Raw genomic sequence first — 22,650 nt, 5'->3', positions numbered from 1 at the left:
GATTATGAAGAAATTTCTAATAATTGGCGCTTTTTTAATACTCCATCTTGGAACTCAGGCCCAGCAGCATAAAATGTCTGTTGACTATGTGGTTCCTAAAGATTCCCTGGTTCGAAAAAACATTAAGGAATGGCAAGATGTTAAATTTGGCTTATTTATGCACTGGGGGCCCTATAGTCAATGGGGAGTTGTAGAGAGCTGGAGCATTTGTCCGGAAGATGAGGACTGGACTCAACGCAAGGGACCGTTTTCAGACGATTATTTCAAGTATAAAAAAGCTTACGAAAACCTTCAGACTACGTTTAACCCTATAGCTTTTAATCCGGAAAAATGGGTAAAAGCAGCTAAAGATGCAGGCATGCGCTATGTGGTATTTACAACAAAACATCATGATGGCTTCAGTATGTTTGACACCAAACAAACAGACTATAAAATAACAGACGCTAAAACCCCCTTTTCTTCTAACCCCAGAAGCAACATCACAAAAGAGGTTTTTAATGCTTTCCGAAAAGAGAATTTTAAAATTGGCGCCTATTTCTCCAAACCCGATTGGCACAGTGAATATTATTGGTGGCCATATTTTCCACCCAAAGACAGAAACGTAAATTACGATCCGGCCAAATACCCTGAGCGCTGGCAGAAATTTAAAGATTTCACTTACAATCAAATTGAGGAACTAGCATCCGATTATGGAAAAATCGACATTCTATGGCTGGATGGTGGTCAGGTCAGACCGAATAAGAAACTTAATCAGGACATAGATATGGCCAAAATTGCCGGTATGGCCAGAAGTCATCAGCCTGGTTTAATTGTAGTAGACCGCACGGTAACAGGTGAATTTGAGAACTACACCACTCCAGAACAACAAGTACCAGACAAGCCCCTTCCTTATCCCTGGGAAACCTGCATGACGATGGGAAATTCCTGGAGTTATGTACCACATGACACCTATAAATCTGCCAAACAACTGGTGGATCTGCTGGTCAAAATTGTATCCAGAGGTGGAAATTTTCTGCTTAACATTGGCCCTGGTCCTAATGGAGACTGGGACCCGGTAGCTTACGAGCGTTTACAAGATATTGGTTCCTGGATAAAAATTAATGGCGAGTGCATCTACGGCTCAAAACCAATAGCACCATATTCCACGAAAAACATCTTTTACACCCAGTCTAAAAAAGGCACAGAGTCTTATGCCGTTTGGCTTGCAGAAACAGAAGATGTTCACTTACCAGAGCAAATTTTCATAGCATTGGATGGAGCAAAGAAAATACAAAAAGTAAGCATGCTTGGAACCAAAATGAATATCAAATGGAAAGCAAAGGATGATGGAATCTTATTGACCATCCCTGTTGCTCTTCAACAAGGAAAATTCAAGTATGCTGCAACCTTCAAAGTAGAACATAAATAAACCCAATCTGCCCTATACCCAATCAGCAACATACCCGGTCCGCACCATACCCGGTCCGCACTATACCCGATCTGCACCCAAGAAAAATATGATTTCATGATCAAGCCTCAGAACCTGTAAGGTTCAGCGAGATCAGAAATCATATTTTTTCCCCCAACGTCAAACCAATAAAGTTCTGATATGTTATTTAATATCTGAAGAACTTTATCAATCTGTTACGACGAAATAAAAGCCTGGCACTTTATGATAAAATATATTACCATAACGCACGCAAAGCAAAATAACCTCAAAAACATCTCCCTGAAAATCCCCAAAGATAAGCTGACCGTTTTTACCGGAGTTTCCGGTTCAGGAAAATCATCACTTGTTTTTGATACTATAGGAGCTGAAGCACAAAGGCAGATCAATGAATCAGAAAGCAGCTTTGCCCGAATGCGTATGAAACATTATGGTGTTCCTGATGTAGAACGGATAGAAAACCTAAATGTCCCGGTTATCATTAATCAAAAACGCCTGGGAGGAAATGTACGTTCTACTGTGGGCACCGCTACAGATATTTATGCTTCTTTACGGTTGCTTTTCTCCAGAATGGGCAAACCTTTTGTGGGATACTCCAACTCCTTTTCATTTAATAATCCCTTGGGCATGTGCCCGGAGTGTGAGGGATTGGGCTATGTGCAGGCAGTAGAAGTTGATGAACTGGTTGACAAAGATAAATCGTTGAATGAAGGTGCAATTAAATTCGCAACCTTTCAACCCGGAGGATGGCGTTTAACACGTTACGTAGACTCAGGAAATTTCGACAACGATAAGAAACTGAAAGATTTCAGTAAAAAGGAATGGGATCTGCTGCTCTATGCAGAGGAGCAGAAACCAAAGCATCCAACCAAAGACTGGAGGAAATCGGCAAAATATATAGGACTTATCCCCAGGATCAAAACTGCATTCCTCAACCGGGAAATAGAACATCGGGAAACCATAAGAGTTTCGTTAGAGAAGGTGATTGTGACAAAGGTATGTCCGAGCTGTCAGGGACAACGTTTGGCCCCTAAAATTTTATCCTGTAAGATAAAAGGTCAAAACATTGCCGATTGCACAATGATGACCATTGAAGACTTATATGCATTTATCAGTAAATTAAATTCAGATGCTTTTGACACGATTTTGCAGGAGATCAAAAGGAAATTACAATATGTAATGAATATAGGTCTACAATACCTCACATTGGACCGGTCAACAAATACACTCTCCGGTGGAGAATCCCAACGCATTAAAATGGTCAGGCATCTTGGTAACAACCTGGTAGATTTATTATATATTTTTGATGAACCAAGTACAGGGTTGCACCCTCATGATGTGATGAACATAGCAAACATCATCCTGAAAATAAGGGATAAAGGAAATACAGTTCTATTGGTGGAACATGATCATGACCTGATCAGACTGGCAGACCATATCGTGGATATGGGCCCGGGTGCAGGAAAGAAAGGCGGCGAAATCGTATATCAGGGAGATTTTGCAGGCCTAAAGCAATCAGCAGGAATAACAGGCACCTGCTTCTCCGAAAAAACTTCGTACAACAAAGATCCCAGGACATTTAAAGAAGTTTTGACAATCACAAAAGCTTCAACACACAACTTAAAAAACATCAGTATAGATATCCCCAAAGGCATATTTACTGTTCTCACGGGCGTAGCTGGCTCTGGGAAAAGTACATTAGCAACTAAAGTACTTCCATTTCATTACCCTCAGGTGACTATTATTGACCAATCCTTGCCTGCGGCAAGCTATCGTTCAAACCTGCTCACCTACCTTGACCTCTCTGATGAGGTGAGAAAACTTTTTGCACGCGCAAATAAAGTTTCAGACAAACTTTTTAGCCGGAACAGTGAAGGCTGCTGTCCAAATTGTAAAGGACTGGGAATGGAGAAAATTGAAATGGCCTTTATGGATGACATCGAACAGATATGTGACGTATGTAATGGCTCCGGATACCATCCAAAAGTATTGCAATATCTTTACCATGAAAAGAACATTGCCGAAATTATGGAGATGACAGTTCACGATGCGGGTGCTTTTTTTCCAAAGGAGAAGTTTCGTTCTGCATTTGATACATTGATTGAACTCGGGCTGGATTATCTCACCCTGGGGCAACGAATGGATAGCTTTTCGGGTGGAGAACGGCAAAGGTTAAAGTTAACAAGAGAACTTCCCGGCACTGATAAAATAATCATCATAGACGAGCCAAGTAACGGCCTGCATCCAAGCGACACAAAAAAACTGCTAAAATTCCTGAATGTACTTGTAGACAATGGCAATACACTAATCGTGATTGAGCACAACCCCGATATCATCGCCCAAGCTGACTGGGTTATAGATCTCGGCCCAGGTGCAGGTAATGCAGGAGGAAGAGTGATGTTTCAGGGTTCTGTAAAAGACTTATTGAACAATAAAAAATCGCTTACCGCCAATTACCTTCAAAATAGAACATAAATAAAACCAATCTGCCCCATCCCCGGTCTGCATCATACCCAATCTGCACCATACCCAGTCTGCACCATCCCCAATCTGCACCATACCCGGTCTGCACCCAAGAAAATATGATTTCATGATCAAGCCTCAGAACCTGTAAGGTTCAGCGCGATCAGAAATCATATTTTCACCCCCCCTTCAATCAAAATACATTCCCGATCTCTTCGACAAGGCCGATATATTGTTTTTTAATATTCCGCTGCCTGTAAAAATCTTTCCCCTTCCAGCTTTTGTTCCAATTGGCACTGCTAAAAGACCAGGCATTGAGCTTACCCAAATCATCACTAAGAGATTTCAAGCGATCATTTAAACTCTTAACAGAACCTATATTCGTACTGAAAGACATGCCTTTCCAGGCAGAAACATTCTGTGCAGCCGAGAATGGGATCGGATACAATTTAATCCCGTTATCACTATTACTCAAGATTCTCCCCTCCTTGCTATACTCAAACACCAAATAGTTCGCCCTTCCAGGCTTAGAAAAGACAATCTCTTTGTTATAAATAGAACTCAACGCACCCTTCTCCGGACCAAAAACCCAAATATCCCCATCCGGCGTCAGCAAAGGCAATACTTTGTAGGCACGGCTGAAGGCCGTGTAGTTTCTTCCATCAAAATCACAAGTACTTAACGCATAGGTTCGGTGATTGCCATCTTTATCTGCATCCGGTAAAGGATTGCCTATAGTCTTATTATCTTTTATTAGGCCCAGTCCCAATTCACAATTTCTAAGGAATGCCACGTTATTCCACAGCTTATAAATATTTCTGGCTGCCTCGCTCAAATTTTCATAAATCTCCTCAATTCCGGTTCCGTTAAGGTCTTCAGAAATATCCTGCATCTTTCCTGCAGCATTGGCAAAGGCATCCGCGATACTCAATGAAGTCACTCTTGGCTTAGACGAATCCTTTCTTTTAAACTCGGTGATTCCTGAGGAATGGGCAATGTAGTACATCTTGCTCAGGGTTTGATAGTCCTGCAACATTACCCTTGCTTTTACAACATCCTCCCCCTCGATGCCATCAATACTATTATAATACCCCTGGGCCATCCACGGAAAAAGGTCAGGCCAATTGCTGATCCATACACCCAGAGGAACATATCCTTCAGCTTTTACGTCTGTATTAAACGCCAGTGCTTCAGAAGAGAAAAAGCTATCGCCAGAATCCATCGCCAAGTCCACGTATTTCTCCCCTATCTTTCCCGCCTTATTCTTCTGCTTATTAGAAAAATCCAGCGTATCAATCTCATTATTAATTATTTTCTTCTTAAACTCATCGAGTTTTTCCTTTTTCGCTGGCTTACCCGCATTATTTATGAATTCGTCAAAAGTAAGCTTTGGGTTGGTTATTTTTGTCTTCTCGTAAGCCGAAGCTTTTGCCATAGTATCCAAGCCATCCAGATTTTTTATTTCTTCTACTTTTTTCACGATTTCCTCTCCAGGTACAGGTTGTACAAATTCCGGAATCGAAGGTGCTCCATGGGTAATATCCATAGGCGGCGCTTTATCAATAACACTTACGTTAGCCAGATCCTCAAATGTTTTGTTCGCCACCTGATCGAACCATTCTTTAATCTGCGAGGAAAGCACTGACCCACTTAAATAACTGGTACAATTCACCTTCACCTTTGCGTTACCACTGGATTGGCTTCCATCATAAGTAGCTTTTACAGCCACCGAAGCAAAAGTGTTGGCATAGGAAAAATCTGCCTGACCTCCATATTTCCAGGATCTGGATTCACCCTCAGAAGTCATCAACATTTTCACGCCCCCAAAAGCACCCCAGGTAACCCCAACCACCAGCCCATCACCAAAATCATGTGTAAACTGTTCTGAAGCCTTTATCCAATCACTTACTAACTTTTTTAATGGCTTACTTTGAACATCCTCATTATAAAAAACACTCAACAAATCCAAACCTGATTTTGAAGCCTCAGCCATTACCGCATTATATGCATCCAGTACTGACTCTATACTTTGCTTGCAAGCCTCGTTCAGGCTTTTCATAAATTGGCTGGCAGTCAGCTCTTCAAAATTGATATACTCTATTCCTCCAACAGAAATGGCATTGTAATTTACCGCCACCGATTTACTGCTGGCCGCCGAAGATTTCCCTACGTAAGCGGACAATGAAGATTTAAGTAAGCTTACGCCCGAAACTCCATAGGCCCCAGAGAGTCCAAATGACCCCTGGTTCATTTTTTCCGAAAATACATAACTACTTTCGCCCGACATATATTTCTCGGATTTTTCCTGGGAAATCATTAAGCTAATGGGCCCCTTCACCACACTAGCCTTGAATTTCCCGTTATGGGCATATATTGTTGTCCCAATAGTCACCCCATACAAGGGGTTATCTCTTTCAGAATTGTTCATAATACATTGTTTAAATAGATGATTTAAAAATTACACTGAATAATGCTTTGCGCGGTTTTCGCATTGAGGTAATCTATATAAACGATATTGGGTTTCGGTTTATCAACCTGGCCCATACGCTCTGCCAATGCTTCTTCCAATGCAGGATTTGCTTCCCCGGCCAACTTCTCGACAGAGCTTTTAAAAAAAGTATCGGTGTCGGGCGTCAGCGTCCATGACAACAGAAAGAAATGGTCCTTATCTAAGCCACCATACGCATCCAGTTTTGCCAGCTGATCCTGCTTCATTTTTTCCAGAGAAGTGGTACTGGAATAGGAATCGCACACGGTGATATTAGGCCCACAATAGCCAAATCCATCGTGGTAGCGGAACCGGCCCGCCCGTGCCCCGGTATGTTCGGGATAATCGAAAACCAGAATCATTTTCCCCCTGCAATCGTCCAAGGCGATATTGGCCAGATTGACATCCCTTTTTGGAGATGTGAATAGATATCCCCGGTATTTGACATCCGCCAGAAACTCGTCAATCCTATCTTTTATCTCCCTCTCGTTCTTTCGGTTGGTACGGATATGGGAAAATTTCAGGATAAAGGTTTCTGAACCATGAGATTGAATAAACTGGAGAGATTGGTCTAAAACAGCAACCAGTGATTGGCCATTGCATCCGGCATCACCACTTCTATGATAGGTAACCAGTTCCCAATGATCATAATCTACCCTGATATCAAAATACCGGGAACCGGCTTCCAATTGCTGCAGGATATTTAAGGCTTGGGTCTTTATAATTCCACAATTCAATTTAGCCCCTCCATCACAATGACTCAATTGAGACATACCCGCATCATGACTTCCAGGCATTACTATGCCGTTCAGCTTTGTACTACTGTCCAGGCGGCTCATCCAGGTTGACGTTTCCATAGTCATATCTTTGGATTTTAGGATGTCTGATACAGTTCAAAAGTGATCTTCTGATCGTGACCTTTGAAACTGCCTTTGATCTCATAGCCCATGGAATCAGAAGGATTAGGTGTGACACGATAGGAACTGGCCGCACTGCCATAGGGATGGTTATAATAAAATTCAACTGTAACATCTCCTCCATCGGTTTCATAAGTTACAGTACCCTCCGGACCATAAGTACCACCTGTTCTGGTTGTACAAGTCCAACTGCCCGAAGCTTCAATACTGGTCGGGGGATCTGAGTTAAACTTTCCATGCACTGCATTTTTACTTTTGAATTTCAACACCTTACCTGTATTGTTGATGACGGTCATTTTAACTGATCTAGCCATAATGTTAATTTTTAGGTTATATTAAAACACTTTAATTTGTTCTTTTTCAATACTTTATTAATAATCAACTATAATATCTCCGTTAGCACCTGAAGGAAGCACTTCAATCGTATATAGAGTATTGGCATTTATCCCAGGCAATTGCCTGACTTCACCCGGATTTAGATTTACATTTCCATAATTTGTTATATTTAACCTGTGCCCACCGGCACTATTCGATGTTAATTTGATACCCCGATTAGCAGTCCTGATTGTGGTTGAAAAATGTGCATGACTTAGAATTTTTTGTGGCATTTCTTTATAGTTTAAAAGAATACGGCCTACTCTATACAGTTTTCGGCATCCCTGTTTGTCATTTCTCTTTGACATAAGCAAAGTAACAGCAAGGACAAAGCATTATTCAGAGCTAAAAAACCTGATTTAGCCTATAGGTAAAAAGACCTGGTCACCCTTGGATGATTTAATTGATATTAATTTTTATATTAGTCATACCACAACCTATTAAAGAACCAAGAAAATGAATCAGAAACCATTTCCACCTATAAACCTTGACACAGCTAAAGCCCTGACGACAAGATGGCGTACTTATTATGCAGATTTGTTAAGAGCCTATAAAAACTGGAACAATAAGGAACAAATCGATATTAATGTAACGCCTAATGACAAGGATGTATTCCGAGGCTTTACGATTCCTCTTGATGATTTGAGAAAAATTGTAACAACAGCAGATAACCACAATAACAAGAAGAAGAATAAAGACAACCAAATAGATGCAGTTCGAGGCTATTTAGCGATGGATGAACCTATCGATAAGGATACCCCTGGCCTGGTGCATATACTTCTGCTGCCCGTTGCGAAAAAGATAGACATAACCCATGTTTCTGGGACCGACGAAGATGGCACTGAAATTAAGGAATCAGCAATTTATGATTTTTCGGCCCCTTGCCCTGATGTATGCGATACTTCAAGTCCATTATATTCGGAGCCGCAGTAAATAGCCATTTTATTAAGGAAGATGCATTTACTGTTTTCGATAAGAACGGTTTACCCGGCTGTGATTGCTCCATCTATTTTGGTGGTGCCAATTATAATTGCGCTCATAAATCGTAAATACTGGTTAGGGCCGCAAAAAATGTTATTCGGTTATCTATTATTTTCCGTATTCTTTAACTGTATCGCCTCAATAACTACCTTCCTGCATATCAATAATATGCCTATCCTGCATGTATATACCATACTTGAATTTTGTCTATTATGCCTGTTATTTAGAGGTATTTTTGAACAGCGTGGAGTCCGGAAATCATTAATTTATTCACTTATCTTTTTTAGCTTATTTGCCATTGCATATGTATTGCTAACACATAGCCTTTTCAAATATAATACCTTACCCCGCTTTTTGAGCAGTATAACAATAGTGGGAATATGTATATACTTTCTTTACTTAAATTTCACCAATACGGAAGTCAATTTGTCCGGTTTCAATTTTACAACAATAATAGGTCTGATGCTTTATTTCTCCAGTTGTTCCATATTATTTGGCTTATCACAAACCTTGCATAATAAGGCAAGTCATGGCGCCCTTATTTTTGTCTGGAATTTACACGCCACGATCATGGCCATTATGTACCTTATATTTGCCTGGGCATTTCTCCGATTAAAGCCAAGCCGATGAGTATTTATCTATATATCATATTGGGCATGACAGCCACGTTTCTGCTGTGCCTGGCAACTATTTTATTCTATATCAAGTACCGGAAAAACATTTTAAAGAAACAATACGAGCTTAAGACTGCAGAAGTGCAATATCAGAAGAACTTATTAAAAGCGACCATCAACTCACAGGAATCAGAACGTAAACGTATAGGAATGGATTTGCACGATGAAGTGGGTGCAAATTTGTCTTATCTCCGGCTTCTGATAGAGAACTTCGTAGAAAGAAATGAGGAAATCAGCTCGGTTAATCAGTTTAACGAGCAATGCAGGGCAATAATTGACAACATCATCACCAATACACGTAATATTTCTCACAATTTATCCCCGCTGCTCAATAAGTCGTACGGCTTTCAAGATATGATTTATGATTATTGTGATGGTATTAATAGTTCCGGAAAAATAGCGATCCAGGTAACCTTTGATCAGGATAAGACGATCAATTTCTCGGATACGGTTACGCTGGCTATTTACAGAGTAATTACAGAATTGATTAACAATACCATTAAACACGCCAGAGCAAAACTAATTACCCTTTGTTTTTCTTTTGGAGACGATTTCTGTACAATGGACTACCAGGATGACGGCACAGGAATGGCTCCTGATCACAAAAAAGGTATGGGTCTGCAAAATATAGAAAGCAGACTTGGAATGATCGGTGCCAGCTATCATATTACAGATAACAATAGTGGTTTCAATTTATCGGTTACATTGCCAGTTTAACTTATGGAAAATATCAGAATTGCACTCGTAGACGATCAACAACTATTTCGGGAGGGAATAGCTTCAATTATTGAACTTCAACCGGACTTCGAGCTCCTTTTGGAAGCCGAAAATGGTCAGGATTTTCTGCTCGCCCTTGAGCGTGCATATATACTGCCCGACATTGCCTTAATAGACATGGAAATGCCTGTAATGGATGGTATAGAGCTCAATAACCAGATCCAGCGTTTATATCCTCAGATAAAGGTAATTATCCTGTCCATGTATACGAAAGAACGATTGATGGCAAGGATGATCCATGATGGAGCAAGTGGCTATCTGGCCAAGAACTGCAATAAGCAAGAATTAATTTTAGCCCTGCAGACCACCTATAAAACTGGATTTTATATGAATATGCAGGTATTAAAAGCGATGCAGCACACTTCCTTACAACCACATGCGCTTAAAAACGATAATGGTGTCGTTATTGAAATATCACCAAGAGAAAGGGAAGTATTGCAGTACATTTGCCAGGAACATACCAATGGCGAAATAGCAGAAAAGCTATTTATTAATATCCGGACTGTTGATGGGCACCGCAACAATCTGTTAACCAAAACAGGCTGTCGCAATACAGCAGGTTTGGTTTTATTTGCCATTAAACACCATATTTTTGAAGTGATCTCTTAATTTTAAGCGCAACCTTCAGCGATTTCAGAAAACATATTTTTCACAGACTACATATCCTTCAAAGAAAAACCCAAAACCTCAATTTTGTATTTGGACAGTTCTTTTTGTATAGTTTTGACTTTAGCTTTCAGTAGCTCTATATTTATTTTTTTGGGATTCCGCTTCACTTCAGCCACAATACCCGTCTTATCCAGATCATTAATCGCAATCAAGTCAATTTCGTTTTCTCCCTTATTGTCCCAATAACTACCAATTGCAGTAATTCGTTCGCTTTCAGAAAGCTTTTCCCTGAAATACTTTTCCAACATCAATCCACTATATTGTTCATAATTTTGAACTATATATTCACGGAGCAATTCATGCTTTCCCAATTCAATCATAGATTGGCTTGGATAAATGAACCTAAACCAAAACCTCAGATAATTGTCGCTGATGCTCCACCGTGTCTTCCTACTTTCCGGCTTAGCAAACATAGGCTTGTTTTTGTTGATCAGGGAGTATTCTTTTTCCAGATTGACCAGATAGGCCCCGGTATTTTTGCCAACCATGGAATCCATCTCCGTTTGTGTGGTTTTTCCCGATGCAATCAATTGTAATAAGGAAAAATAAGTACCATACTCTCTACCAAATTCCGATACGAGCAGGTCTTTCCCTTCCACAAGAAAAGGAGAATCAGGACGGGTGATCAGATCAAACATCTGCGCCTCAGTTGTTGCGCCAGCCTCCATTAATAAAGTGAGATATTTAGCCACCCCGCCCGTAATAGCATACATACACAACAAGTCTTCTGATGTATATTTAGAATTATAATCTTTTAGAATCTCTTTCATTACGCCCACAGAAAATGGCTGAATAACCATCTTTGAAGTTAAACGCCCAAAGAGCGGCTCTTTTTTATTCTCAAAAATTTTAAGCATCATGGAATAAATTGAGCCACATGCAATGAAATTAAGCTTAGACTGATCTTTATATTTGTCCCACAAACGTTGGATGTCACTAAAAATCGCCGCGTTTACATATTCAAATTCCTGAAATTCATCTATAATTAAGGTGAAATTTTCTTTAGTCGAGTACATCAGTAACTGTTCAAAAATATCCTGAAACGCCGTAATTGAGCCGAATATTTGTAAACCCAGTACCTCTTGCATTTCTTTTTGAAACTGCGCACACAAAAGCTGCTCGTTTTTACGGGAAACGAATAAATATAGATATTTCTGATTTTTAACAGATTCGAGTAAAAGTGAGGTTTTACCAATACGCCTACGACCAACCATAACGGTAAAACACGCCGTTTTTTTAGATTGGACTTCGTTAAGTTTTAATATTTCAAGTTCCTTTTTTCTGCCGTAAAATTTCATATCTCTATTTTTGTAATAGCCGTTATCTTAATGGCCATTAAGATAACGGCTATTACAAAAATAACATTTTAAATATTAGGATGTATCTGTTCAGGCCACTTAATATATAATCTCTCACTCAAAAACAGGAAATTGTACGCTCCTCCCCGGTCTGCATCCAAGAAAACATATTTTCACCTATTAAGCCAATTCAGGATTAAAAAATATTAATGCCAAGTTTTAACCGGATTATAAAACGACAAATCCTATACAAATGCAGCCCCAAAGCGGTACCTGACTTCGTCTTGGTTCGTCACTTCTCCGCCGCTTCTCCGCCGTAACTTAGGCAAACAGGTACTTTTACCGAACAATCGGCGCTAAAAGGCCGGATCATCGAACAACCAACACAGAGGAAAGTAGCACGCAGGACAAAAGAAAATCTATACAAAAAAACCCGGGAAAAATTTCCAGAGATCAATTACCAGGTATTTCTAAACTCAGATAAAATAGAACAAAAGATGCTGGCTATTCTCTCGCTAAAACAGAAATGGCAGGTATCAGTTAGATATCCGCCATTTATATTCCGATTCTTTATTCTTATTCTTATTTCGAAACTTTGCTGGAAGTTACAGCTATATTAACTGATTCTGCAAGCTGCGCATCCAGATCAGCGTGAAATACAGGGCTCGATGAAACAGCTTTTAAGGCTGCAAATTGATTTACATTGATGTGTGAAGCATCAGAGATTACCGATACATGGCGTTCTGCAGATCCGCTTAATTTTAACGAAGAAGCATCTTTGGTCACGGTGTATACATCTTGAGCAACAACATTCACATCCACTTTGGCATTGTCCTGTACAAATACCTGAAGCACTGGCAAGTTGAAACGGCCGGTTGATTTTACAACTGCATTTTCAGAAACATCGATTCTTTTCAAATCATTCACGGTCAAATACACCGTTGTTGTTTCATCACCAGTAGAATTGATGAACAATTTGTTACCCTCTCTTTTGAAAGAAACTTTAGCTTCAGTTTGATCTGTCTCTACACGGAAACCTTCTTTAGTTCCCTGAGTTAAATACACCTTTAAATTCCCAGTCACTTTGATCATTGTTGCACCAGAAACGGTAGAAATTGCAGATGGATTTTTATCCCCTTCTTTTGCAAAAGTGGCAAATGCAGATGAAGTTAAAACGATAGCGGTTAATGCTGTTGCGAATAAGGTTTTGATAGCGGTTTTCATATCTTTATGTTTTAAGTTTTTTAAATTCTCTTTGTACATAAGACGTGCTCAAACCAGAAACGTTTCACCCCTTTTGCCCCTATTAGACCAACAGCAGGGTAACCATCGACGAACACACAGTTATTCACGACCAGTCCTCTCCACTCAGCCCCCTCTGCAATTTATACAGAAAATTTTACCTTATTTGAAGAGGCGGCCTCAGAGATCTGTGCGCTTCTTCAGCGCACCTGATATCGTTAGCCCCGAATCAATAGGGCAAAATTTTCATTATGAATTAAATTTCCCTGCAAATATTCGTTATACTTAGAACTTCTATGTATATTTACTATGTGATAGAATTAAACAAAGACTTAATGGCTAGTTCCCTTGCTCCGATAGTATTGCTGATACTTAGAAGACAGGAAAGTTATGGCTACCAGATTATTCAGGAACTGCGTGATAAAACAGGTGGAGAACTAAACGTCGCAGAAGGCACACTCTATCCTGTTTTAAAAAAAATGGAAGCAAAGAAATGGATTGAAGGTACCTGGAAAAAAGCTGATACAGGAAGAGAAAGAAGATATTATACCCTCACCTCGAAAGGCAAACAGGAACTAGAAGAGCAGTATTCACAATTAAATTTTATTAATGCATTAATTCATAAACTATGGGATCTTCCAATTTCAATCTCCAGCAATCCATAAATCATTACATACACTTGATCCAGATTCAGGGAAGTATTACTGGTTCTGATGCTGCAGAGTTAACAGCGCACCTCTACGATGCCACAGACGCTTTGAAGCAACAGGGCTTATCTGAAGAAGAAGCTTTTACAATAGCTTGCAAAAGAATGGGAAATGAGGTTATTCTCGCTGAGGAGTACAGCAAAGTAAACACATCTGTTCATACCAATAAAGTTTGGGCGTACTTATTTATCGGGTTTAATCTTTTATATGCATTACCGTCTATCTTTCTTAGTATTATAGCCCTACTGTATCATCTTGTTTATAAGAATTTCAACACATCGCTTACAGGTGTTTGTATCATCACAGCTTTTCATTTGGTATTTACTGCTTTTGTCTGGTATATAGTGAAAAACAAGAAAGAAATTTCGGGGTTTATTGAAAAGCAAGTGAAGCAGAATAACCTCCGTTTTGTGTGCATCTCTTTTATACCATTCTTGCTAAATGCAATTCCTTTCAGGTATTTTAGCAAAATAGAGCAATCCGTTGCACTTCGATACCCTGTTTATGCATTTAACAGTAGTATTTCTGAATTTAGCTTTTATATAGCGATAATGAGTATCATTGCGGGAACATTAAGCTTAATCTTCAGCATAAATAAGACAGAAAACTTAACAATAAGTACGCTCTTTCAAAAACCATCCGTGTCATTTTTATTTTCATTTGGTGTTGTTATAGAACTATTTGCCGCATCGACGAGATCAATTCGAATAGATAACATTGCGGGAAGTGCTATTGTATTTGGACTAGTATACATGGCCGCTTCTTTTCTCATCGCATTTTATAACAAAAAGGACAGCATTAGAAAGTACCTTGCAATAAGCATGTTATTTGGCCTTCTTATGGAGACAGGTGTTGGTTTTATAGCAGATACTGAACGAGGAGACACATATTACACGGTCTATTTTGTTTCCGCCATGATCTTAGGAATTATAATAGGAAGCTATTTAGCCATTAAGCTCCGCGATCAAAATGCACTTTCGAAACCAGAAGTATCATAACAATGAATCCGCCGGTCTGCACCCAAGAAAATATGTTTTACTGAGGCGAACCTCAGAATCTGAAAGATTCACTTCGCAAAACAACTAATTTTGCGAAGCTCCTATGAATTTGCCCCAAGACAAGTATACATTTGCCCACAACAAGAACCTGTTAAGGACTGGTTCTTTTAAACCTGTGCATAAACTTATGCATCCACAAAGGGAACAAGTCATAGTAAATAATAACCAGCAAGATCAAAGGAACAGCATAAAAAACCTCGAATTTGTATAAATAGAAGAAATACGCCCCTACCAATCCGCCAAAAATATGGAAGAAGAAAACAGCACATCTCACATAGAGTTTATGCTTGATAACAACGCGGTCGTTTGTTTTAGGATGTAAATATTCTGCCGTTTCAGCGCCCATATCGGTCATTAAACCTGTTAAATGCGCAGATTTAACCAATCCACCAGAAATAATACTGACTACACTATTCTGCAAACCCATGGAAAACAAAATGCAGCCAATAATGATTTCACTTTCTAGAGGATCTCCATGGTAAAACAAATCACTGTAGAGAGCGACCCCAAATAGCACCAGCATTTCTATCATGATTGGTACAGAGTGGGTTCTGTACGGACTCCCCTTCTTATGGGATTTAATAATATAACTGGATAGAAAAGCCCCGAAGAAAAAAGCCAGCAACCAAAAAACAAGCGTCGTAATGTCATTTAAATCCAGAGATACAATATGTTTTGCCAGATTGGCAACATGCCCTGTGATATTGGAAGAGAAAGCAAAAAAGGCGATAAGCCCAGCTACATTAATCACACCTGCAACGAAGGCAGTAGACGCTGCCAGCATCACATTATCTTTAAGGGACCTGTCACCTTTAGTATTTCTTAGCATATATGTGATTTACGAAATTATATAACATGTTTTAAAAATTATATAAATTTAATTAATCCATTTGTTTTACATTTGCTTTATAATGAAAAGATCACTGCTCACTTTACTCATCCTCTTTTACCTGGGTACAACCAGCGGGATGACTGTGCATTTTCATTATTGCATGGGAAAATTAGCCAGCTGGGGGTTTACCCAACCTGAAAGCGCCATGTGTAAGATTTGCAAGGCGCCTAAAAAAAGCTCCGGTAAATCCTGCTGCAAAGACGACTACAAACAGGCAAAGGTTGACAAATCGCAGAAAACATCAACAGCGGTTTATCAGTTTCAACCCCTGCCAGTACTACAACCGGATAGAACAAACTGGAATTTAGCCTATATTCCTGTACCTCTGGAAACAGGTAAAGCTTCCTTAAGCCATGCGCCTCCATTAATAGGTGATACACCTGTTTTTATCCGCAACTGTACCTTCAGAATATAAAATTACCCTTCTAATTCTCTGCACATTCGTGTACAGGCCATAGCATTCCTCTGGCCACATTTTATATAACCATTTTTTTCAAACCCAAATTTTAAAACAATGAAATCATTGAGATTTTTATCGGTGGCCCTATTGGTCTTCCTTGGCGGTGCTGTATCTGCACAGTCTAAAACAGACAGCATCAAAGTTTCCGGCAACTGTGGTATGTGCAAAAAAACCATAGAAAAAGCCTTAAAGGTACCTGGTGTAAGTTCAGCAAACTGGAATAAAGATTCCAAAATGCTTGCTGTAAGTTATGATGCTTCTAAAGTAAGTCTGGACGATGTGCAGCAAAAAGTGGCCAATGCAGGCTACGACACGCCAAAGTTCAAAGCTTCAGAAGCCGCTTATTCTGCATTGCCAACTTGCTGTCAGTATGACCGTGCAGGTAGCAAAACTTCGAAAAAAGCGAACAAACATTAACAGCGGAGACTGCCTGAATAGAGTTGTTTTAGCTCGCTTGTCTAAATCGGTCGTTTAAACGAACGCACTAAACGAGCGCTTTAAACAAGCGCATCTTTTCAGACAGTCTCTTTTTGAAAAAAACAAAAAATGGTACACAGAATTATAGAATGGTCTTTAAGAAATCGCTGGATAGTCTTGCTCCTTGCCGCAGGTCTGTTTGTTTGGGGTGCGATTTCAGTAAAAAAGAACCCAATAGATGCCATACCCGATTTGTCAGAAAACCAGGTTATCGTATTTACAGAATGGATGGGCAGGTCTCCGCAGCTCATCGAAGACCAGATCACCTACCCTTTGGTCACAAACCTTCAGGGCATCCCAAAAATCAAATATGTACGTGGTTCTTCTATGTTTGGAATGAGCTTTATCTATGTGATCTTTGAAGACAATGTAGATATTTACTGGGCACGTGAACGTGTCCTGGAACGGCTCAGTACCGTTACCCGCTCCCTTCCTACCGGTGTTGCACCGCAACTGGGGCCGGATGGTACCGGCGTTGGTCATATCTTATGGTATACCCTGGATGCTCCAAACACCGATCTCGGTGAGCAGCGTGCGATCCAGGACTGGTATGTTAAATTTGCCTTGCAAAACGTACCTGGTGTAAGTGAAATCGCTTCTTTTGGTGGCTTTCAAAAGCAATACCAGATTGCCGTAGATCCAAATAAATTATTGTATTACAAGTTAACCGTACCAGAGGTTATCGCCGCTGTACGGGCCAATAACAACGAATCCGGCGGCCGGAAGTTTGAAATGAGTGACATCGGTTACATCATCAAAACCTCGGGCTATCTGAAATCAATGGAGGAGATTGGTAATATCCCGATTAAAAACCAAAGGGGTATCCCAATAAAGGTTTCAGATGTAGCGGCTGTTCAAATGACCGGAGAAACCCGGCTGGGCATTTTTGATCAGGATGGAAAAGGAGAACGTGTTGGCGGTATTGTGGTGATGCGCTATGGCGAAAATGCGGCTGCAGTAATTGACAGGGTCAAAGCCAAGATGAAAGAGGTCTCCAAAGGGCTTCCTAAAGGGGTAAAATTTGATATTGTCTATGACCGTGGTCATTTGATTCAGGAATCGGTAGATTCTATTAAAAACACCTTGATTGAAGAGATGATTGTCGTTTCACTGGTGGTGATCATTTTCCTTTTCCACTGGCGCAGTGCACTGAGCATCATTATTCAGATCCCGATTACCATTGCCGCAAGTTTTATTTTATTAAATGCTTTTGGTATTTCTTCCAATATCATGTCGTTAACCGGTATTGCCCTGGCCATTGGGGTGATTGTAGATAACGGCATTGTCATGAGTGAAAATGCCTATAAACACCTTTCAGAACGCTATGCACAATGGCAGAATGAACAGCAAAAAACAAAAGAATTATGATGACCTGGTTTAAAAATTTATTCAAGAAAAGTCCGGACTGGATCTCAGAAGAGGAACGGTTACAGATTATAGAGAAATCGAGCAAGCAGGTTTCCAGGGGGGTGTTCTTTGCCACCATCATTATCATCACTTCCTTTTTGCCTGTATTTATGCTCACTGGGCAGGAAGGAAAATTGTTCCATCCACTGGCTTATACAAAAACCTTCATTATGATTGTAGATGCCTTACTGGTGCTTACGCTGGCCCCCGTACTGATCTCCTTTTTTATGAAGGGTAAATTCCGCCCCGATAACGCCAACCCCATTAACCGGGTACTTGAACGGTTTTATGAACCGGTAATCAGGACTGTACTGAAATGGAGAAAGACAACCATTGCCATCAATGTGATCGCTTTATTGATTACTATTCCCCTGCTCAAAAATCTGGGCAGCGAATTTATGCCGCCTTTGGACGAACAAAGCATCCTGTTTATGCCGGTTACTTTACCTGATGTTTCTAATGGAGAGGCCAAACGCATCCTTCAAGTTCAGGACAAGATCATTAAATCTGTTCCGGAAGTGGATAAAGTTTTGGGGAAGGCTGGACGTGCCAGTACAGCCACAGATAACTCTCCGATCAGCATGATTGAAACGATTATTATGCTGAAGCCAAAAGCACAGTGGCGGAAAGGGATGACCAAAAAAGACATCATCAATGAACTGGACAAAAAATTACAGATACCAGGTGTTGTGAACGGCTGGACCCAGCCCATCATTAACCGCATCAATATGCTGGCTACCGGTATACGAACAGATGTAGGTATTAAGGTATACGGACAAAATCTGGATACCCTGGCAGCCGTTTCTGAAAGGGTAAAACTGGCACTGGAAGGTACAAAAGGCATCAGTGACCTCTACGTAGATCCGGTTACCGGTGGTAAATACCTCTCTATTGACATACGCCGGGGAGAACTGGCCAGATATGGTTTAAGCATAGACCAGATCAATGAAACGATAGAATCGGCACTGGGCGGAGCCAATATTGGCAATACCATTGAAGGCCGCCAACGATTTTCCATCAGTGTGCGTTTGGCTCAGGAATTCAGGAATAGTGTAGAAAGGATCAGACGTATTCCTGTCCAGTCGGCCAGTATGGGAGAAATCCCTTTATCTGCCGTTGCAGATGTGCGTTTTGAAGATGGACCGCCAATGATCAATTCCGAAAATGCTTTACTCAGAGGTGCTGTGATGTTTAACGTGCGTGACCGGGATTTGGGCAGCACGGTAAAAGAAGCTATAGACAAGATCAACAGCTCCCGGGGTATTTTACCGGAGGGTTACTTTTTAGAGTGGAGCGGACAATATGAGAACCTGATCCGTGGACAGCAAACCTTGCTGTGGATTGCTCCTATCGTACTGCTGATCATTTTCTTCTCTCTTTATTTTGCTTTTAAATCACTGAGAGAGGCATTCTTAAGTCTGATCACGGTTCCGTTTGCCTTAATTGGTGGTGCTTATATCATCTATTTCTGGGGTGTCAATTTATCAGTAGCTGTTGCCGTTGGCTTTATTGCCTTATTTGGTATTGCGGTAGAAACCGGAATTGTAATGGTGATTTATTTGAATGACGCCATGGGGCAGCTGATCAAACTGAAAGGCAACTCCAGTGAAACGATTACGAAAGAAGACCTGCGGGAATTTGTGGTGCGGGGTGCAGCGAAAAGATTACGTCCTAAACTGATGACAGTCTGCGTATCTCTATTTGGTTTGATCCCGGTATTATGGGCAACTGGTGTCGGTACAGATGTGATGCAGCCCATTGTCTTGCCTATGATTGGTGGGGTGCTTACTTCCTCTACCCATATCCTGCTGGTTACCCCACTGATCTTTTTGATGGCTAAAGAATATGAATTGAAAAAATATGGAAAATTGGAGGTACACGATGTTCAGCATTAATAAATGGACCTTTTTGTTGTTGCTCTTGCCTGTTTCTTTACTGGCACAGCAAACTCCGGTTAAACTGGACACCATTTTAAACCGGATTGAAAAAAATAATTTACTGTTACAGACTTATGCTCTAAAAGCAGAAAGCTATAAATACAAGGCCAAGGCTGGTACAGCATGGATGGCACCAATGGTCGGTGTGGGAACGTTTATGACACCCTACCCTGGGCAAACGGTAATGGACGACAGGGATAAAGGCTCTGTGATGCTCCAGCTGGAACAGGATATCCCAAATCCGGCGAAGCAAAATGCCCAGAAACGTTATATAGAGTCTAAAGGCGATGTGGAAATGGCTGGCCGGGCTATAGCCATGAATACCTTTAAGGCTCAGGCAAAAAGTTTATATTATACCTGGATTGTAGCCAGTCAGCGTATTCAGATCCTACAGGAAAACGACAAGATCATGCAGATGATGAAAAAGATTGAGCAGATCCGCTATCCGTATAACCAGAGTCAGCTGTCGGGGGTGTATAAAGCAAGTGCAAAAATTGAAGAAAACCAGAACATGATCCGCATGCAGCAGGGTGATATTGCTAAAGCAAAAGCCTGGCTCAACAGTCTGATGAACCTGCCGGGAAACCAGGAACTGGAAATAGACACGAACTTTACACCTAAATTTATTCCTGAATCAGGCTTGGATACCACATTATTGGCTCGTCAGCGTAAGGACATTTTGCAAATGGAACAAAATATCCGCTCGATGAAACTGGGTGTGGGTGCAATGAAGGCACAGGCAAAGCCAGATTTCAAACTTCGTTTTGACCACATGTCTCCTTTGGGGGGAATGATGCCTAAGGCCTATAGTGTGATGGGTATGATCAGTATTCCGATTGCACCCTGGGCTTCCAGAATGTATAAATCGGAAGTGAAGGCTATGAATTACGAAATACAGGCCATGGAGAAAGAACGCTCCGGCATGCTGCAGGAAAGCCAGGGAATGCTTTACGGTATGCAGTACGAGATCCAGAGTATGGAAAAAAGAATTGCTGCTATGGAAGACAAAATTGTTCCTGCACTGAAGAAGACCATGGATGCAGATTTTGCCAATTATCAGGAAAACAAGTTGCAAATTACGGCTGTAATGGGCTCCTGGGAGGCTTTGACTATGATGCAGAACAATGTGCTGGATGAAAAAATGAAATTATATCAAATGATTATTGATTATGAAAAGGAATTATATCGCTAGACTGCTGGTACTGGCTATAGCCGTGGCCGGTTTTACAGCCTGCCGCCAGAATAAGCCTGCTCCAGACCCGGATCATCATCAGAAAAAAGCAATGGCAATGGACCATGACCGAAGGGATACGAGCCTGAATTACCTGCTTAAGCCCGTCAACGAACAGGTAATTGCCAGAATTCCGGTGATACAGGCCAGTTCGGGTTCCAGAATTTATATTGACCAGGTGCAGGGTCGTGCAACCTATGACACCAGAAACCAGGTGAGTATTTCCAGTCGGGTAAGCGGCCGGATCGAGAAATTATACATCAAATACAATTATCAGCCGGTAAAAAAAGGCCAGCTTATTCTGGAGATCTATTCTCCAGATCTGGCGGCCGCCCAAAGAGAATTATTGTTGATTCAGCGCTCTGGCGATTCCGAACATATGCTGCAGCCGGCTAAACAAAGGCTTCGTTTACTGGGCATGACCGAGGCTGGGATACAAAATGTATTGAAAACCGGGAAGGTCTCTTACCGCATTCCTTTATACAGTAATGCTTCGGGTTATATTCTTGAAAAGCAAGGTAGTTCATCGCCTGTATCGGCTCCGCAGAGTGCTCCTGCTGCAGCTGGTGGTATGGATGCTATGGGGGCTCCTGAAAGTCCGGCAGCCAGCAGCGCAGCGCCACAAGCCACTGCCCCAACTGCTGTTCTGCTTCGTGAAGGGCAGTACCTCAGTGCAGGGCAAAATATCTTTACAGTTTATCAGGCGGGCGAGCTGGTTGCAGAGTTTTCCCTGAGACCTGCAGTAGCTGCAAACCTCAGCAAGCAAGGCAAAGTGATCGTTCAAAGAACAGCCGATAAAACACAAAGTTTTACAGGTAAAATTGGATTGGTACAACCGGTATTTAACGCGGGAGAAAATTTTGTACTGGCCAGGGTATACCTCAAAAACAACAATCTGCAGGTTGGCGAATTGCTGACCGGACAATTGCCTATGCTGGCTTCAAAAGGGTTTTGGCTACCTAAAGAAGCTGTGGTATCATTGGGGAATCAAATGGTGGTTTTCAAAAAAGAAGGCCAGGTTTTTGTTCCAAAAATGGTAAAAACAGGTATTCAGCAGGACAAGGAGATACAGGTATTGGAGGAGATTGGACAATGGCAAGTGGCTAAAAACGCCTATTACTTAATTGATAGTGAAAGTTTCATCAAGACTAGAAATGAAGGAGTATAATCG

Annotated in this window: 20 protein-coding genes; 13 read left to right on the top strand and 7 right to left on the bottom strand. The window is 40.9% G+C overall.

The genetic code is table 11. The annotated features are described in order from the left end of the window. Positions 1–4: 4 nt before the first annotated feature. Together R2S08_RS01325 and R2S08_RS01320 are read left to right on the top strand one after the other, a co-directional pair. Complete coding sequence (locus R2S08_RS01325; RefSeq protein ID WP_316833511.1) at positions 5–1,408, top strand: alpha-L-fucosidase; 1,404 nt, start codon at positions 5–7, stop codon at positions 1,406–1,408. A gap of 243 nt (positions 1,409–1,651) precedes the next feature. After that, on the top strand, positions 1,652–3,901 hold the full coding sequence (locus tag R2S08_RS01320) for an excinuclease ABC subunit UvrA (protein ID WP_316833510.1): 2,250 nt from the start codon (positions 1,652–1,654) through the stop codon (positions 3,899–3,901). Between the two features lie 181 nt (positions 3,902–4,082). Here the strand turns inward: R2S08_RS01320 and R2S08_RS01315 are convergent, their stop codons facing one another. From R2S08_RS01315 to R2S08_RS01300, 4 genes are read right to left on the bottom strand one after another with little or no spacing between them, the layout of a single operon-like run. Continuing rightward, positions 4,083–6,317 (bottom strand): hypothetical protein, encoded by a 2,235-nt coding sequence (locus tag R2S08_RS01315; RefSeq protein WP_316833509.1) that lies wholly within the window; start codon positions 6,315–6,317, stop codon positions 4,083–4,085. Between the two features lie 23 nt (positions 6,318–6,340). Continuing rightward, positions 6,341–7,240: a hypothetical protein gene (locus tag R2S08_RS01310; RefSeq protein ID WP_316833508.1), complete on the bottom strand. Its 900-nt coding sequence runs from the start codon at positions 7,238–7,240 to the stop codon at positions 6,341–6,343. Between the two features lie 11 nt (positions 7,241–7,251). Continuing rightward, positions 7,252–7,608 (bottom strand): hypothetical protein, encoded by a 357-nt coding sequence (locus tag R2S08_RS01305; protein ID WP_316833507.1) that lies wholly within the window; start codon positions 7,606–7,608, stop codon positions 7,252–7,254. Between the two features lie 57 nt (positions 7,609–7,665). Beyond that, entirely contained in the window at positions 7,666–7,902 is a 237-nt protein-coding gene (locus tag R2S08_RS01300) for a hypothetical protein (protein ID WP_133777577.1), read from the bottom strand. Positions 7,903–8,125: 223 nt separating this feature from the next. Here R2S08_RS01300 and R2S08_RS01295 point away from each other — a divergent pair, with 223 nt between their 5' ends. From R2S08_RS01295 to R2S08_RS01285, 3 genes are all read left to right on the top strand, one after another. Continuing rightward, positions 8,126–8,602: a hypothetical protein gene (locus R2S08_RS01295; RefSeq protein ID WP_316833506.1), complete on the top strand. Its 477-nt coding sequence runs from the start codon at positions 8,126–8,128 to the stop codon at positions 8,600–8,602. A gap of 674 nt (positions 8,603–9,276) precedes the next feature. Further along, positions 9,277–10,041 carry a sensor histidine kinase gene (locus R2S08_RS01290; protein WP_316833505.1) on the top strand — a complete coding sequence of 255 codons (765 nt, stop codon included), beginning with the start codon at positions 9,277–9,279 and terminating at the stop codon, positions 10,039–10,041. 3 nt (positions 10,042–10,044) lie between these two features. Beyond that, entirely contained in the window at positions 10,045–10,710 is a 666-nt protein-coding gene (locus R2S08_RS01285; RefSeq protein WP_316833504.1) for a response regulator transcription factor, read from the top strand. A gap of 47 nt (positions 10,711–10,757) precedes the next feature. Here the strand turns inward: R2S08_RS01285 and R2S08_RS01280 are convergent, their stop codons facing one another. Beyond that, complete coding sequence (locus R2S08_RS01280; RefSeq protein WP_316833503.1) at positions 10,758–12,068, bottom strand: ATP-binding protein; 1,311 nt, start codon at positions 12,066–12,068, stop codon at positions 10,758–10,760. A 582-nt stretch (positions 12,069–12,650) separates the two neighbouring features. Continuing rightward, the gene (locus R2S08_RS01275) at positions 12,651–13,292 is read right to left on the bottom strand and encodes a GIN domain-containing protein (protein WP_316833502.1); all 642 of its coding nucleotides are present in this window, start codon (positions 13,290–13,292) and stop codon (positions 12,651–12,653) included. Positions 13,293–13,645: 353 nt separating this feature from the next. Between R2S08_RS01275 and R2S08_RS01270 the strand changes: the two genes are divergently transcribed. Continuing rightward, positions 13,646–13,975, top strand: a complete 330-nt coding sequence (locus R2S08_RS01270) for a PadR family transcriptional regulator (protein ID WP_316833501.1) — start codon at positions 13,646–13,648, stop codon at positions 13,973–13,975. A gap of 14 nt (positions 13,976–13,989) precedes the next feature. Further along, entirely contained in the window at positions 13,990–15,015 is a 1,026-nt protein-coding gene (locus R2S08_RS01265; protein ID WP_316833500.1) for a permease prefix domain 1-containing protein, read from the top strand. Positions 15,016–15,166: 151 nt separating this feature from the next. Here the strand turns inward: R2S08_RS01265 and R2S08_RS01260 are convergent, their stop codons facing one another. Next, positions 15,167–15,904 (bottom strand): YoaK family protein, encoded by a 738-nt coding sequence (locus tag R2S08_RS01260; RefSeq protein WP_316833499.1) that lies wholly within the window; start codon positions 15,902–15,904, stop codon positions 15,167–15,169. An 82-nt stretch (positions 15,905–15,986) separates the two neighbouring features. Between R2S08_RS01260 and R2S08_RS01255 the strand changes: the two genes are divergently transcribed. The 6 genes from R2S08_RS01255 (at position 15,987) to R2S08_RS01230 (ending at position 22,647) form a co-directional block, all read left to right on the top strand. Next, a complete protein-coding gene (locus R2S08_RS01255) occupies positions 15,987–16,382 on the top strand; it encodes an HYC_CC_PP family protein (RefSeq protein WP_316833498.1) in 396 nt (131 codons plus the stop codon). A gap of 99 nt (positions 16,383–16,481) precedes the next feature. Then, positions 16,482–16,844 (top strand): heavy-metal-associated domain-containing protein, encoded by a 363-nt coding sequence (locus R2S08_RS01250; RefSeq protein ID WP_316833497.1) that lies wholly within the window; start codon positions 16,482–16,484, stop codon positions 16,842–16,844. A 129-nt stretch (positions 16,845–16,973) separates the two neighbouring features. Then, positions 16,974–18,272 (top strand): efflux RND transporter permease subunit, encoded by a 1,299-nt coding sequence (locus tag R2S08_RS01245; RefSeq protein ID WP_133777586.1) that lies wholly within the window; start codon positions 16,974–16,976, stop codon positions 18,270–18,272. Continuing rightward, entirely contained in the window at positions 18,269–20,206 is a 1,938-nt protein-coding gene (locus R2S08_RS01240) for an efflux RND transporter permease subunit (protein ID WP_316833496.1), read from the top strand. The genes R2S08_RS01245 and R2S08_RS01240 overlap by 4 nt, the downstream gene beginning before the upstream one ends. Then, a complete protein-coding gene (locus R2S08_RS01235; protein ID WP_316833495.1) occupies positions 20,172–21,440 on the top strand; it encodes a TolC family protein in 1,269 nt (422 codons plus the stop codon). Before R2S08_RS01240 ends, R2S08_RS01235 begins: the two co-directional genes overlap by 35 nt. Continuing rightward, on the top strand, positions 21,418–22,647 hold the full coding sequence (locus R2S08_RS01230) for an efflux RND transporter periplasmic adaptor subunit (protein WP_316833494.1): 1,230 nt from the start codon (positions 21,418–21,420) through the stop codon (positions 22,645–22,647). Before R2S08_RS01235 ends, R2S08_RS01230 begins: the two co-directional genes overlap by 23 nt. Positions 22,648–22,650 lie beyond the last annotated feature (3 nt).

It is taken from the genome of Pedobacter nutrimenti (assembly GCF_032678445.1).
Classification (GTDB): domain Bacteria; phylum Bacteroidota; class Bacteroidia; order Sphingobacteriales; family Sphingobacteriaceae; genus Pedobacter; species Pedobacter nutrimenti_A.
This window is presented reverse-complemented; position numbering and strand designations above follow the sequence as displayed.

Bases quoted from the DNA above. Each gene is read 5' to 3' on its own strand.
- R2S08_RS01280 (WP_316833503.1), bottom strand. From the start codon at position 12,068: ATGAAATTTTACGGCAGAAAAAAGGAACTTGAAATATTAAAACTTAAC.
- R2S08_RS01285 (WP_316833504.1), top strand. From the start codon at position 10,045: ATGGAAAATATCAGAATTGCACTCGTAGACGATCAACAACTATTTCGG.
- R2S08_RS01305 (WP_316833507.1), bottom strand. From the start codon at position 7,608: ATGGCTAGATCAGTTAAAATGACCGTCATCAACAATACAGGTAAGGTG.
- R2S08_RS01245 (WP_133777586.1), top strand. From the start codon at position 16,974: ATGGTACACAGAATTATAGAATGGTCTTTAAGAAATCGCTGGATAGTC.
- R2S08_RS01255 (WP_316833498.1), top strand. From the start codon at position 15,987: ATGAAAAGATCACTGCTCACTTTACTCATCCTCTTTTACCTGGGTACA.
- R2S08_RS01300 (WP_133777577.1), bottom strand. From the start codon at position 7,902: ATGCCACAAAAAATTCTAAGTCATGCACATTTTTCAACCACAATCAGG.
- R2S08_RS01290 (WP_316833505.1), top strand. From the start codon at position 9,277: ATGAGTATTTATCTATATATCATATTGGGCATGACAGCCACGTTTCTG.
- R2S08_RS01320 (WP_316833510.1), top strand. From the start codon at position 1,652: ATGATAAAATATATTACCATAACGCACGCAAAGCAAAATAACCTCAAA.
- R2S08_RS01235 (WP_316833495.1), top strand. From the start codon at position 20,172: ATGGAAAATTGGAGGTACACGATGTTCAGCATTAATAAATGGACCTTT.
- R2S08_RS01270 (WP_316833501.1), top strand. From the start codon at position 13,646: ATGGCTAGTTCCCTTGCTCCGATAGTATTGCTGATACTTAGAAGACAG.
- R2S08_RS01260 (WP_316833499.1), bottom strand. From the start codon at position 15,904: ATGCTAAGAAATACTAAAGGTGACAGGTCCCTTAAAGATAATGTGATG.
- R2S08_RS01310 (WP_316833508.1), bottom strand. From the start codon at position 7,240: ATGACTATGGAAACGTCAACCTGGATGAGCCGCCTGGACAGTAGTACA.
- R2S08_RS01295 (WP_316833506.1), top strand. From the start codon at position 8,126: ATGAATCAGAAACCATTTCCACCTATAAACCTTGACACAGCTAAAGCC.
- R2S08_RS01275 (WP_316833502.1), bottom strand. From the start codon at position 13,292: ATGAAAACCGCTATCAAAACCTTATTCGCAACAGCATTAACCGCTATC.
- R2S08_RS01315 (WP_316833509.1), bottom strand. From the start codon at position 6,317: ATGAACAATTCTGAAAGAGATAACCCCTTGTATGGGGTGACTATTGGG.
- R2S08_RS01230 (WP_316833494.1), top strand. From the start codon at position 21,418: ATGAAAAGGAATTATATCGCTAGACTGCTGGTACTGGCTATAGCCGTG.
- R2S08_RS01250 (WP_316833497.1), top strand. From the start codon at position 16,482: ATGAAATCATTGAGATTTTTATCGGTGGCCCTATTGGTCTTCCTTGGC.
- R2S08_RS01240 (WP_316833496.1), top strand. From the start codon at position 18,269: ATGATGACCTGGTTTAAAAATTTATTCAAGAAAAGTCCGGACTGGATC.
- R2S08_RS01325 (WP_316833511.1), top strand. From the start codon at position 5: ATGAAGAAATTTCTAATAATTGGCGCTTTTTTAATACTCCATCTTGGA.